This window comes from Pseudoduganella sp. S-14, from assembly GCF_049913285.1.
Taxonomy (GTDB): Bacteria; Pseudomonadota; Gammaproteobacteria; order Burkholderiales; family Burkholderiaceae_D; genus Rugamonas.
On the sequence record NZ_CP183991.1, the window covers coordinates 4,424,016 to 4,436,206 of the forward strand.

Here is a 12,191-nt window from a genome sequence, read left to right on the forward strand (position 1 = left end):
CGCTTAGTGGATGACGGTGACGGCAGTCGGCCGCACCTCGCCCAGTCCTTCCAGGTACACATTGTCGAGGAAATTCGGCACTTCGCGCGAATTGGCCAGCCGGTTGCGGATGGCCCAGCGGGCCCGATCCTCAAAGGCCAGCAAGAGCGACTGGTCCAGCTCCAGGCCGAAGTGGTAAGTCGGCCAGGCAGCCACCACTTCATCGCGATTCAGCTTGGCGGTAGCCGGCAGCAGGGGCTGCGCCTCCCGCGGCGACTTTTCGCACCAGGCCGAGCCCTGCTCGATGGCTTGCAGCAGGCGCGGAACGACGGCCGCCCGCTCGCCGGTAAAGCGCTGCAGCGCAACGAGGTTGTAAATGCTCTCGTACGCCTGCTCGCCGGAAAAGCTCACCGCCGTATCACCGAGCTGCTTGCGCATGGCGCCCAGGAAGGGTTCCCAGCCAGCCACCGCGTCCACATCGCCGCGCTGCAGCGCCTGGCCCAGTTCTTCCGGCTTGTAGTTGACCATGGTGACTTCGCTGCCATCCATGCGTTGCCAGTTCAGGAAAACGTCCAGCGTAAACTGGCCCGAGGTTCCCTGCGTGACGCCGATGCGCTTGCCCTTCAGGCTGGCCGGGGTCAGCACGCCGTGGTCGCGGCGGCCGATGATGCCGTGGTCCTTGCCGGTGCGGAAAAAGGTCGCCAGCACCTTGACCGGCACGCCATCCATCGCGGCAAACACGATCGGGATATCGGCCACGGTGCCGACATCGGCCTTGCCGTCGACCACCGCCTGCATCGATGCCTTGCCGCTCGAATAAGGCAGCACCTTGACCTGCAAGCCCTGTTCAGTGAAATAGCCGCGCTGCTGGGCCGCCACCACCGCGCAGGTACCGACATATTCGGTATTGGCCGCGATCACCAGCGACTGCGTCGGCAGCACTGGCTGCCGCTGCTGCTGCCACAGCCAGGCCACGCCGAGCGCCAGCACGACGAACATCACGGCAAGGACCTGCATGGTTCGGCTACGCATGTTGCACCTGTTGGGTAGTTTCCGGCGCCAGCGGCAGTTCCACCCAGAAGGTGCTGCCCTGGCCCGGCTGGCTCTCGACGCCGATGGCGCCTTGCATGGCCTCGACCACGCGCCGGGTGAGGGCAAGGCCAAGGCCGCTGCCCTCCTCCTCCTCGTCGCGGCCGAGGCGGTGGAAAGGCTGGAAGATGTGCTGCACCTGCTCCGGTTCCAGGCCCGGGCCGGTGTCGCTGACGGAAATGCGCAGGCGGCTGCCTTCCGCTGCGGCACAGGCCACGGCAACGCGGCCCTGGTCGTGGTTGTACTTGATGGCGTTGGACAGCAGGTTGATCAGCACTTGCACCAGGCGCGTGCGGTCGGCGCGCAGGCGCTTCGCCGGCACTTCGCCGAAACCGAGGCTGATGTCGCGCTTGGCGGCCAGCGGCGTCACCATCATGCGGCATTCCTGCAGGACGGTCGGCAAGTCCACTGCTTCCATCGCCAGCGGCACCTTGCCCGCTTCGATGCGCGCCAGGTCGAGGATTTCGTTGACCAGCTTGAGCAGGTGCTGACCGGACTGCACGATATTGCGTGCAAAGCGCTGCTTCTCGAGCTGAGTGGCCGGCAGCTTGTCGGCCGCCAGGATTTGCGCGAAGCCGAGGATGCCGTTGAGCGGCGTGCGCAGCTCGTGGCTCATGTTCGACAGGAAGCGCGACTTCTCAGCGTTGGCATGCTCGGCAGCAGTGCGCGCCTGCTCCAGGCGATGATTGGCTTCCGCCAGTTCCATCACGTTCTGGCGCAGCTGGCGTTCCAGTTCCGCATTGGCCAGCCGCAGGGCACGCGTGGCCTGGGCCCGCGCCAGCACCGGCAGCAAGGACGACGCCTTGAATGGCTTGACGATGTAATCGAGAGCGCCGCCCTGCATCGCGCGCACGGCGGTGGCAATGCTGCCCTCCCCGGTCATGATGATGCAGGCCAGGTCCGGGTCGTGCTGCAGGGCTTCCTTGACCAGGCCAATGCCATCCATCCCCGGCATGTTCAGGTCGGACAGCATCAGGTCGAAAGACTGGTTGCGCAAGAGCTCCAGCGCTGACTCGGCGCTGGAACAGCCTTCGGCATCAAACTGGTACTGGCGCAACACATCGCACAACGCCACGGTGTGGACGCTCTGGTCGTCAACGATGAGAATGCGCTGCTTGCGAACTTCCGTCATGCAATCCTCGCGAAGGCGGGCTTGCTTTGATTATGCCGCTTGACAAGGAGTTAAAGTCTCACCAAATCTAACTAGCATATAAATCCTTGCGGCTTTGGCGCCACAGTCGCCGCTGGAGCGCTGCGCAAGGCGCGGCGTGGCTTTGCAGACGGGCACGAGATTGGTGCACTGAATCGGAAGCGCAGGCGGCGCGGTGATCACGCAGCAGGCGCTTCCGATGTAAGCAACAGCTTACTTCGACAGCAGCATTTCGTTCATGCGCTTGACGAAGGAGGCCGGGTCGGCCAGCGATCCGCCTTCGGCCAGCAAGGCCTGGTCGAACAGGATATGGGCCCAGTCCCTGAACTTCTCGCCGCTTGCGTCTTCATACTTCAGGCGCGTCACCAGCGGGTGCTGCGGGTTGATTTCCAGGATGGGCTTGGATTCCGGCGCGGATTGGCCGGCTGCCTTCAGCATGCGCAGCAGGTTGCCCGACAGTTCGTGCTCGTCGGCCACCAGGCAGGCCGGCGAATCGGTCAGGCGGAAGGTGACGCGCACTTCCTTGGCCTTGTCGGCCAGCGCTTCCTTCATCTTGCCAACCAGTTCCTGGTACTGGGTTTCGGTCTCGGCATGTTCCTTCTTCTCCGCCTCGTCTTCCAGCTTGCCCAGGTCCAGGCCACCCTTGGCCACGGAATGCAATTCCTTGCCTTCGAAGTCGTTCAGGAAGGACAGCATCCATTCGTCGACGCGGTCGGTCAGCAGCAGCACTTCCACGCCCTTCTTGCGGAAAATTTCCAGGTGTGGCGAGTTCTTGGCGGCGGCGTAGCTGTCGGCAGTGACGTAGAAGATCTTGTCCTGGCCTTCCTTCATGCGGCCGACGTAGGCTTCCAGCGATACGTCCTGCACATCGCTGTCGTTGTGGGTCGAGGCAAAGCGCAGCAGCTTGGCCAGGCGTTCCTTGTTGGCGAAGTCTTCGCCGATACCCTCTTTCAGCACCTGGCCGAATTCGGTCCAGAAGGTGGTGTACTTGTCCTTCTTTTCCTGCTCGTCGGCGTTGGCCAGTTCTTCCAGCATGCCCAGCACGCGCTTGGTCGAGCCTTCGCGGATCGCTTTCACGTCGCGCGATTCCTGCAGGATTTCACGCGATACGTTCAGCGGCAGGTCGGCCGAGTCGATCACGCCCTTGACGAAGCGCAAGTAGGTCGGCATCAGCTGTTCGGCGTCGTCCATGATGAACACGCGCTTGACGTACAGCTTGATGCCGCCGCGCTTGTTGCGGTCCCACAGGTCGAACGGGGCCTTGGCCGGGATGTACAGCAGCTGGGTGTATTCGCTGCGGCCTTCCACCCGGTTGTGGGTGTAGGCCAGCGGCGCGCCGAAGTCGTGCGACACGTGCTTGTAGAACTCTTCGTACTGTTCCTGCGTGATCTCGCTCTTGGAGCGGGCCCACAGGGCGCTGGCCTGGTTGATGGTTTCCAGCTCGTCCTTCAGGACGGTTTCCTTCTTCTCTTCATCCCACTCTTCCTTCTGCATCTGGATCGGCAGCGAAATGTGGTCGGAGTACTTGCGGATGATGGACTTCAGTTTCCAGCTCGACAACAGTTCGTCCTCGCCTTCGCGCAAGTGCAGGATGATGTCGGTGCCGCGGCCAGGCTTGGTGATCTTCTCGATCGAGTAATCGCCCTCGCCCGCCGATTCCCAGCGCACGCCTTCTTCCTCCGCCAGCCCGGCGCGGCGCGATTCGACGGTGATCTTGTCGGCCACGATGAAGCCGGAGTAGAAGCCGACGCCGAACTGGCCGATCAGGGCCGCGTCCTTCTGCTGGTCGCCGGACAGCTTGCCGAAGAATTCCTTGGTGCCCGACTTGGCGATGGTGCCGAGGTGGGAAATCGCCTCGTCGCGGCTCATGCCGATGCCGTTGTCGGAAATGGTGATGGTGCGCGCTTGCTTGTCGAAGCTGACGCGGATCTTCAGCTCGTGGTCGTTGCCATACAGGGCATCGTTGTTGATCGCCTCAAAACGCAGCTTGTCGGCCGCATCGGAAGCGTTCGAGACCAGTTCGCGCAGGAAGATTTCCTTGTTCGAGTACAGCGAATGGATCATCAGTTGCAGAAGCTGCTTGACTTCGGCCTGGAAACCCATGGTTTGCTTGTTTTCTGCCATTTTTACCTCAATAGTCTTATAAAGAACTTCGGAATCGCCTACATGGGGCCGACTGCGCCAATTTCAAGCCCCGGCAACGTTTCAAAAATACAACCTTGTTGTGGACAACGACAAATGGTTCTCTTAGCATGGTAACAACGACGCGCCGGAGAAACCGTGATCAACGAAGGCCTGCTGCATGCGACCCTGCCGAAGGATACTTCAGACGCTTCCATGGTGCGCTGGATGCGCCTGGTATTGGCGGTCGCCTGCGTGTTTACCCTCGTGGTGGAACCGTCCGGCCGCGCCGACGCGCTGTCCTTGGGCGTTTTCCTGGCCTACCTGCTGCAAAGCGTAACCCTGCTCTTGCTGGCCAACCGCTCGATCCTGGTGCGCAGCAAGCTGGTGTACTGGCTCGACGTGGGGTGGTTCACGCTGATGGTGTACGTCACCGGCGGCGATGCCAGCTTTTATTTCCTGCTGTTTTTCTTCGCCATCCTGACCTCGGCCTTCAGCCACGGCTTCGAGGAAGGCGCCCGCATTACCATGGTCGCCTCGCTGGCCTTTGCGCTGACCTCCCTGTACACCCACAGCCAGGCTGAAATGGCGGTGGTAATGCTGCGCGCCACCTTCCTGCTGGCACTGGGCTACATGATCGCGCACTGGGGCGGCATGGCCATGATCCAGCGCCAGCGCATGGCCCTGCTGCATGCGGTGAGCCAGATGTCCAACCCGCGCTTCGGGGTCGACCGCACCATCGGCTCCGTGCTGGCGCAAACGCGCCAGTTCTACCACGCCCATAGCTGCATCCTGCTGATGCACGATAACGGCGCCGCCAGCTGGACCTTGCGCGCCGCCAGTTCGGCCAATGCCGGGCGCCCGATCCACGCCAGCAACCTGGCGCCCGATGCCGCTGCGCCGCTGCTGGTATGCGGCGAGGATGCCATCCTGCTGCTGCGCCAGCCGCGCGGCGCCTGGCTGCGGCGCCAACTGCAAATCAAAAGTTATGACAGCGAACACCAGCGCTGGGTGGAGGAAGACGCCGAGGCCGGCGCCACCCTGGCCGAACTGCTCGATGCAATGTCGCTGATTGCGGTGCCGCTGCCGCTGCGGCGCGGCTCGGGCCGCCTGATCGTGGTGTCGCAGCGCCACCACTTCCACAAGTCGGACGCCCTGTTCCTGCTGCAGATCGCGGCCCAAGCCTTCCCGGTGATCGAGAATATCGAGCTGCTGGACCGCATGGCATCGGAAGCCGTGTTGCGTGAGCGCGAGCGTATCGCCCGCGACTTGCATGACACCACGATCCAGCCGTATATCGGTCTGCGCCACGGCGTATCGGGCATCCGCCTGAAAGCCGATCCCGGCAACCCGCTGGTGCCCGACCTGGACAACCTGCTCGACGTCACGTCGCAGGTGGTGCGCGACTTGCGCAACTACGCCAAGAGCCTGCGCGGCGGGCTGGAAATGAAGGAACCGGAATTGCTCATCGCGCTGCGCCGCCAGGCCGCGCAACTACGCCAGTTCTACGACGTGCACATCAATGTCGACACGAAGGGTGAATTGCATATGAGCGACCGCCTGGCGGCCGAAGTGTTCCAGATCGTCAACGAAGGCATGAGCAATATCTGCAAGCATACGACGGCGCGCAACGGCTATATCGAGCTGGCATGCACGGCCGGCCAGCTGACAGTGCGGATCGAGAACGAATGTTCGGGCCAGCCGGTGCTAGACTTTACACCGAGCTCAATCGCTGAACGCGCCGCCGCGCTGGGCGGCGAAGCACGCGTGCAGCGCGGCCGCCAGAACAACACTGCGGTACAGATTGTGATTCCGGTGTGAGGTGAGTATGGGGCAAGCCGACAAACGAATCCGCATCATGCTGGTCGATGACCACAAGACCCTGCTATGGGGCCTGGGCAAGCTGATTGAAAGCGAAGCCCTGAACATGCTGGTGGTCGGCACCGCGCGCGACTGCGACAGCGCGCTGGCCATGGCGCCCGAAGTGCTGCCCGACGTGATCCTGCTGGACATCGACCTGGGCGGCACCTGTTCGCTGGACATCATGCCGCGCCTGCTGGCCGGCTGCAACGGCGCGCGCGTGCTGGTGCTGTCCGGTACGCGCGACCGCGAGTTGCTGGATCGCGCCGTGATGCTCGGCGCGCGCGGCGTGGTCAGCAAGGACGAGCCGGCCGAGGTGGTCCTGAAAGCCATCGAGAAAGTGCACGGCGGCGAGCTGTGGCTCGATGGCATCATGCTCAGCCGCGTGTTCGAAGCCATGCGCAATCCGCAATCGACACGACGGCAAGATCCCGAACTGGACAAGATCGCCCAGCTCACTGCCAAGGAAAGAAGGATTTGCAGCTTAATCGCAACAGGCGGTGGTGCGGTTAACAAGGCTTTGGCGCAACAGCTGTTTATTTCCGAGCACACTTTGCGCAACCATTTGACCACCATCTACCACAAGCTGGGCGTGTCAAACCGCCTCGACCTTTACGTGTTCGCCACCAAGCACAGGCTCGACCAGGCCGACCTGTAGCGTCCCCCCGCCCCCGGCCCACTACCGGCAGGGGCGCCGGAAATATTTCCTCCAACATATCTTCGTTGAACCGGGACAAATGTCCCGATTCCTGCTGGAAAAAAAGGACTTCTGTCACGCATAGAAAAGGACAGATGTTTGATGGAAGTCAAAACGCATGCGCCTAAAGTGAACTCATCAGCACGGCACACAATGTCGGCTGAGACTAGAACCAGGCAAGGCCAACACAACCATGTCCGGAGTACAGAATGCGTAACCGACTCATGCCGCCACGAATCGCAAGCTTCATCGCCGAGGAAGACGGCCGGGCCTTTTACGAATATGTGCTTGTAGCCTCACTGACAGTTGTCGTCGGCATCATTGTGCTTCTAGCGCTTGGAAAAGGCAGGTGAAGCGGGCTTGCTCCGTGAAGCTGCAAACACTTTGGTGCAGTTATTAAACGTCCTGAAAGGAATCATCATGAAAGCCATCCAGAAATTCATCCGCGACGAACAAGGCGTGACCGCTATCGAATACGGCCTGATTGCCGCCCTGATCGCTGTCGTGATCATCGCTGCCGTCAAACTGATCGGTACCCAGCTGGATAAAACCTTCGACAAGATCGGCACGGCGCTGACCACCGCCAACGGCTAAATCCTGCGCTTGCGTCCGGCCAGGCGTCTCCGCTGCCTCGCCGGACGGCTTTCTTACCTGGAGGTCGATCGTGAAAATCCAGTTGCAACGCTTCCTCCACAACGACCCCGGCGTCTCGGCAATCGAATTCGCATTGCTGGCCGGCCTGATTGCAGTCGTCATCGTGGTCAGCGTCAGCAAGGCCGGCACCGATCTCCTTTCTTTGTTCACCTTCGTTGCATCCCAAGTCTTGTTGGCCACATCATGAGCGCTGTCCTTACCCCACGCATCGCGACCCGCCCCAGCCTGCCCCGCGCCCTGCTGCGCGAGCATGGCCTGCTGCTAGCCATCGTCGGCGCGCAACTGGCAGCTGCCCTTGCGCTGTGCGCCGCCTATCCGGACAAATACCGCCACAACCTGCAACTGGAAGGTTACCTGGCAACCCTGGCGATGGGCCTGGTGTTTGCACTGTGCGGCTACACGATCTACGTCATGGTCGTCAAGCGTCCCGAACACCTGGTGCGCTACCTGAAACAACACCTGGCCGCCTACCTGACGCGCGAACGCCTGCTGTTTTCGGCGCCGGTGCTGGCCCTGTTTCCGCTGTTTGCCGCCAGCTTCACCGTGCTGAAGGCCGCCGTGCCGCTGGTGCAGCCTTATGCCTGGGATGCCCGCATGGCCGCCGCCGACGCCTGGCTGCATGGCGGCGTGCAGCCATGGCAGCTGCTGCAGCCCGTCGTCGGCCACCCGCTGCTGACGGCCCTCCTGAATTTCAATTACCACCTGTGGTTCTTTATCGTGCTGTCCACCGTGTACTGGCTGGCCTTCAACCTGGAACGCCGCCAGCTGCGCATGCAGTTCATGCTGAGCTTCGTGCTGAGCTGGAGCTTGCTGGGCAATGTGATGGCCATGCTGTTTTCTTCGGTCGGCCCCTGCTATTACCACTTCGCCGTGACGGGCGCCGACCCGTTCGCCGGCCTGATGCATTACCTGCGCGACGCCGACAAGGTGATTCCGGTGATGGCGCTGCAAGTACAGGACACCCTGTGGCAAGACTACTCGCAGCACAGCGGCACCAATGCCCTCAGCATTTCCGCCATGCCCAGCATGCACGTGGCCAGCTCCGTGCTGCTGGCCCTGCTCGGCTGGCGCCTGAACCGCGCCGCCGGCATCGCCCTTACCGTATTTGCCGTGCTGATCCAGGCCGGCTCGGTGCACCTGGGCTGGCATTACGCGATCGACGGCTACGCCGGTGCGCTGGGCGCCTGGCTGATCTGGACCCTGTGCGGCAAGCTGGTGCAAAGGAGCGCGCCATGAGCTTCGACACCCGCGCGCTGCTGCCGATCGTGCTGCTGGCCTGCCTGCTGGCATGGGCCGTGGCCAGCGATGTGCGCAGCCGCCGTATCCCGAACCGGTTGGTGGTGCTGGGCTTGCTGGCCGGGCTCACGCTGCAAGCGACCGTGACGCCGGGCGCCGGCCTGTTCAGCGAACCGTTCGGCGCGCTGGGCCTGCTGAAAGCCAGTGCCGGCATGGCGCTGGGCCTGCTGCTGCTGTTGCCGATGTATGCGCTGGGGGCGATGGGCGCCGGCGACGTCAAGCTGATGGCGATGCTGGGCGCCTTCCTGGGACCGCTCGACATCGTCGGCGCCGGCCTGTCCAGCGTGCTGGCCGGCGGCGTGCTGGCCCTGCTGGTGGCCCTGTTTCAGGGCAGCCTGCGCAAGGTCAGCGCCAACGTCAAGGTGATGGTCCTGGGCAGCGTGCTGCGCGGCATGTCCGGCGGCAGCGCCCGCATCGATGCCCCGCTGGCCGCTACCGGCCAGTTGCCCTATGCCGTGGCAATTGCCGCCGGCACCATGAGTTACCTGTTGCTGACCCGTTACTTCGGCTGGAGCCTGCTATGAATGCCTCACCTATCCTCGCCTCGCGCACCGTCAGCGTGCTGGCCACGGCCGCACTGGCCAGCGTCTGGCTGCTGTTCTCGGTGGCCCACGCGCGCGCCTTCAATGCCACCGGCGACTGGGCCTACCTGCTGTTCGTGGCCTCGGAGACCCTGGTGGCGGCGCTGTTCATGCTGCGCTCGGAGCCGGCTGCCGTGTCGCACTCCCCGCTCGACTGGGCGCTGGCCATTGCCTCCACCGGCGCCCCCTTCTTCTTTGCGCCAAGCGGCGAAGGCCTGCTGCCTGCCGCGCGCGTCCTGATCGTGGCCGGCGTGCTGCTGCAGATCGGCGGCCTGCTGTCGCTGAACCGCAGCTTCGGCCTGGTGGCCGCGCGGCGCCAGATCAAGACCACCGGCCTGTATCGCTGGATTCGCCATCCGCTGTATGCCAGCTACCTGCTCAGCTATGCGGGCTATGTCCTGTCGAACAGCAGCCTCGGCAATGCCGTCACCTGCCTGCTCGCCTCCCTGCTGCTGCTGGCCCGCCTGGCGCGCGAGGAAAGCTTCCTGTCGCGCGACAGCGAGTATCTGTTGTACATGCGCCGCGTCAAGTACCGCATCCTGCCAATGGTGTTTTGAGAGAGGTCCGCCATGCCTGCCGATTTTGAAGAACCAAGCAAGCGCCCCTGGGCTGACGACCCGTTGCGCGTTCCCGCACCGCGCACGGTGGAAGAAACCGGGCTGCCCTTCCTGCTGCTGGTGGAACTGACCAGCAAGGTGCTGTACCAGCGCGGCCAGATCAAGCTCAACGAGCTGGCCGGCCACCTGAAGCTGCCGCCATCGGTACTGGACCCAGTGCTGGGCTTCATGCGCACCGAGAAACTGATGGAGATGATGCGCCGCGGCGCCAGCAACACCGATGCCGACATCGTCTACAACCTGACCGATACCGGCCGCGCCCGCGCCGCCGAATTCGTGCGCCGCGACGCCTATGCCGGCGCTGCCCCGGTAACCTTTAGCGACTATGCCGAACGCGTGCGCGCCCATAGCGTGGCGCAGATGCACGTCAAGCGCGAGCACATCCGCAAAACGTTCGATGGCATCGTCGCCAGCCCCGCAGTGCTTGACCAGTTGGGCGCGGCCATGAACAGTGGCCGCGCCATTTTTATCCATGGTCCGGCCGGCAGCGGCAAAACCTACCTGTCCGAGCGCCTGAACGGCCTGCTGCAAGGGCAGATCGCCGTGCCGCATGCGCTGCTGGTCGATGGCGACATCATTCCTGTGTATGACCCGGTGCTGCATGTCACCATTGAAGACACGCCGCCGCCGGGCATGCTGTTCGACCGCCGCACCCCGCGCGACCAGCGCTGGGTGCGCAGCCAGCGACCTGCCGTGATCACCGGCGGTGAACTGACCCTGGAAGCGCTGGACTTGCGCTTCGATCCAGCGACCCGCCTGTACCAGGCGCCGCCGCACCTGAAGGCCAATGGCGGCATCTTCATCATCGACGACCTGGGGCGCCAGCGCTGCTCTCCGGTGGAATTGATGAACCGCTGGATCGTGCCGATGGACCGCCAGGTCGACTACCTGTCGCTGCAGAACGGCTACAAGTTTCCGGTGCCGTTCGACGTGGTGGTGATCTTCTCTTCCAACATGCCGCCCGATTCGCTGGCCGACGGTTCCTTCCTGCGCCGCCTGGGCTACAAGATCCACGTCGGCCCGCTGGCTCCGGAACAGTACGAGACCGTGTTCCGCCAGGTGTGCCAACGCTATTCGGTGCCGTTCGAGGCCGAAACCTTTGCCTGGCTGATGCGCCAGCATCACACGCACGAACGGCCGCTGATGGCCTGCTATCCGCGCGACCTGGTTTCGCAATTGCGCGACCTGGCCGCCTATGAAGGACGCCTGCCGACGCTGGACATCGCCTCGCTCGAGTGGGCATGGAATAACTATTTTGCCGCGGTTTGACACCAAGGATGCAAGGGGAGAATCATGAGGAACACACGAGCAATGATGATGATGGTGGTAGCCATCGCCCTGGCCTTCGTGGCCGTTGTGGTGGCAGCGCGCTGGATCAACGCGCAAGCCAGCGGTAACACTGCCAAGGTGGCCGTGGCACAGGTGGACATCAGCCTGGGGGCGCGCATCACGCCCGACATGGTACGCCTGGTCGACTGGCCCGCTTCAGTGCAGCCGCCGGGCGCCATCAAGGACGACAAGGCGCTGGAATCGCGCGTCACCCGCACCAGCATCATGCGCGGCGAGCCGATCCTGGAAGCCAAGCTGGCGCCGCCGGGCACCCAGGGCGGGCTGTCGGCGGTGGTGGCGGAGGGCAAGCGTGCCATGACCGTGCGGGTCAACGACGTGGTGGGCGTGGCCGGTTTTGCCCTGCCCGGCAATTACGTCGACATCCTGGTCAACACCCAGGAAGAAGGCCAGCGCACCCAGGTCAAGGACCCCACCATTTCCAAGATCGTGCTGGAGCGCATCCTGGTGCTGGCCGTGGCGCAGGAATCCTCGCGCGACGAAACCAAGCCGAAAGTGGTCAACGCGGTGACGCTGGAACTGACCCCGGAGCAGGTGGAAAAACTGGACCTGGCGCGCAGCGTGGGCAGCCTGTCGCTGGTGCTGCGCAACCAGGTCGACCCGAACCCCGCGCTGACCACCGGCGCCACCAAGACCACCCTGCTGGGCGCTGCAGCGCCTGCGCCGGCCCCCAAAACAGCCGCCCCGGCCCCGGCCGCCCCCAAGCCCGTGCCAGTGCGCAAGGTGGCCACGGTGCCGCCCCCGGGCGTGCACGTGGAAATGATCAAGGGCCTGGATCGCAGCAGCCAACAATTCTGATA

At 63.5% G+C, this 12,191-nt stretch carries 12 protein-coding genes; 9 read left to right on the forward strand and 3 right to left on the reverse strand.

The genetic code is table 11. The features are described from left to right. Positions 1 to 3: 3 nt before the first annotated feature. The 3 genes from ACN9MZ_RS20210 to htpG form a co-directional block, all read right to left on the reverse strand. A complete protein-coding gene (locus tag ACN9MZ_RS20210) occupies positions 4 to 1,011 on the reverse strand; it encodes an ABC transporter substrate-binding protein (RefSeq protein WP_426338717.1) in 1,008 nt (335 codons plus the stop codon). Then, positions 1,004 to 2,200: an ATP-binding protein gene (locus tag ACN9MZ_RS20215; protein WP_426338718.1), complete on the reverse strand. Its 1,197-nt coding sequence runs from the start codon at positions 2,198 to 2,200 to the stop codon at positions 1,004 to 1,006. Before ACN9MZ_RS20215 ends, ACN9MZ_RS20210 begins: the two co-directional genes overlap by 8 nt. A 231-nt stretch (positions 2,201 to 2,431) precedes the next feature. Continuing rightward, the gene (gene htpG / locus ACN9MZ_RS20220; RefSeq protein ID WP_426338719.1) at positions 2,432 to 4,342 is read right to left on the reverse strand and encodes a molecular chaperone HtpG; all 1,911 of its coding nucleotides are present in this window, start codon (positions 4,340 to 4,342) and stop codon (positions 2,432 to 2,434) included. A 156-nt stretch (positions 4,343 to 4,498) separates the two neighbouring features. Here htpG and ACN9MZ_RS20225 point away from each other — a divergent pair, with 156 nt between their 5' ends. The 9 genes from ACN9MZ_RS20225 (at position 4,499) to cpaB (ending at position 12,189) form a co-directional block, all read left to right on the forward strand. Continuing rightward, positions 4,499 to 6,160 carry a sensor histidine kinase gene (locus ACN9MZ_RS20225; RefSeq protein WP_426338720.1) on the forward strand — a complete coding sequence of 554 codons (1,662 nt, stop codon included), beginning with the start codon at positions 4,499 to 4,501 and terminating at the stop codon, positions 6,158 to 6,160. Positions 6,161 to 6,167: 7 nt separating this feature from the next. Further along, positions 6,168 to 6,857, forward strand: a complete 690-nt coding sequence (locus ACN9MZ_RS20230; protein WP_426338721.1) for a response regulator — start codon at positions 6,168 to 6,170, stop codon at positions 6,855 to 6,857. Positions 6,858 to 7,316: 459 nt separating this feature from the next. Then, positions 7,317 to 7,490: a Flp family type IVb pilin gene (locus tag ACN9MZ_RS20235; RefSeq protein WP_426162581.1), complete on the forward strand. Its 174-nt coding sequence runs from the start codon at positions 7,317 to 7,319 to the stop codon at positions 7,488 to 7,490. Between the two features lie 70 nt (positions 7,491 to 7,560). Continuing rightward, a complete protein-coding gene (locus tag ACN9MZ_RS20240; protein WP_426338722.1) occupies positions 7,561 to 7,737 on the forward strand; it encodes a Flp family type IVb pilin in 177 nt (58 codons plus the stop codon). After that, positions 7,734 to 8,786, forward strand: coding sequence for a phosphatase PAP2 family protein (locus tag ACN9MZ_RS20245; protein WP_426338723.1), 1,053 nt, complete (start codon positions 7,734 to 7,736; stop codon positions 8,784 to 8,786). Before ACN9MZ_RS20240 ends, ACN9MZ_RS20245 begins: the two co-directional genes overlap by 4 nt. Beyond that, positions 8,783 to 9,370: an A24 family peptidase gene (locus ACN9MZ_RS20250; RefSeq protein WP_426338724.1), complete on the forward strand. Its 588-nt coding sequence runs from the start codon at positions 8,783 to 8,785 to the stop codon at positions 9,368 to 9,370. Before ACN9MZ_RS20245 ends, ACN9MZ_RS20250 begins: the two co-directional genes overlap by 4 nt. Next, positions 9,367 to 9,984 carry a methyltransferase family protein gene (locus tag ACN9MZ_RS20255; RefSeq protein WP_426338725.1) on the forward strand — a complete coding sequence of 206 codons (618 nt, stop codon included), beginning with the start codon at positions 9,367 to 9,369 and terminating at the stop codon, positions 9,982 to 9,984. Before ACN9MZ_RS20250 ends, ACN9MZ_RS20255 begins: the two co-directional genes overlap by 4 nt. Positions 9,985 to 9,996: 12 nt before the next feature. After that, a complete protein-coding gene (locus tag ACN9MZ_RS20260; RefSeq protein WP_426338726.1) occupies positions 9,997 to 11,313 on the forward strand; it encodes an ATP-binding protein in 1,317 nt (438 codons plus the stop codon). A 24-nt stretch (positions 11,314 to 11,337) separates the two neighbouring features. Next, on the forward strand, positions 11,338 to 12,189 hold the full coding sequence (cpaB, locus tag ACN9MZ_RS20265; RefSeq protein ID WP_426338727.1) for a Flp pilus assembly protein CpaB: 852 nt from the start codon (positions 11,338 to 11,340) through the stop codon (positions 12,187 to 12,189). The last annotated feature ends 2 nt before the right edge of the window (positions 12,190 to 12,191 follow it).

Coding starts and splice junctions, on each gene's coding strand:
- ACN9MZ_RS20245 (WP_426338723.1), top strand. CDS start 7,734: ATGAGCGCTGTCCTTACCCCACGCATCGCGACCCGCCCCAGCCTGCCC.
- ACN9MZ_RS20210 (WP_426338717.1), bottom strand. CDS start 1,011: ATGCGTAGCCGAACCATGCAGGTCCTTGCCGTGATGTTCGTCGTGCTG.
- ACN9MZ_RS20260 (WP_426338726.1), top strand. CDS start 9,997: ATGCCTGCCGATTTTGAAGAACCAAGCAAGCGCCCCTGGGCTGACGAC.
- ACN9MZ_RS20215 (WP_426338718.1), bottom strand. CDS start 2,200: ATGACGGAAGTTCGCAAGCAGCGCATTCTCATCGTTGACGACCAGAGC.
- ACN9MZ_RS20235 (WP_426162581.1), top strand. CDS start 7,317: ATGAAAGCCATCCAGAAATTCATCCGCGACGAACAAGGCGTGACCGCT.
- ACN9MZ_RS20250 (WP_426338724.1), top strand. CDS start 8,783: ATGAGCTTCGACACCCGCGCGCTGCTGCCGATCGTGCTGCTGGCCTGC.
- cpaB (WP_426338727.1), top strand. CDS start 11,338: ATGAGGAACACACGAGCAATGATGATGATGGTGGTAGCCATCGCCCTG.
- ACN9MZ_RS20230 (WP_426338721.1), top strand. CDS start 6,168: ATGGGGCAAGCCGACAAACGAATCCGCATCATGCTGGTCGATGACCAC.
- htpG (WP_426338719.1), bottom strand. CDS start 4,342: ATGGCAGAAAACAAGCAAACCATGGGTTTCCAGGCCGAAGTCAAGCAG.
- ACN9MZ_RS20255 (WP_426338725.1), top strand. CDS start 9,367: ATGAATGCCTCACCTATCCTCGCCTCGCGCACCGTCAGCGTGCTGGCC.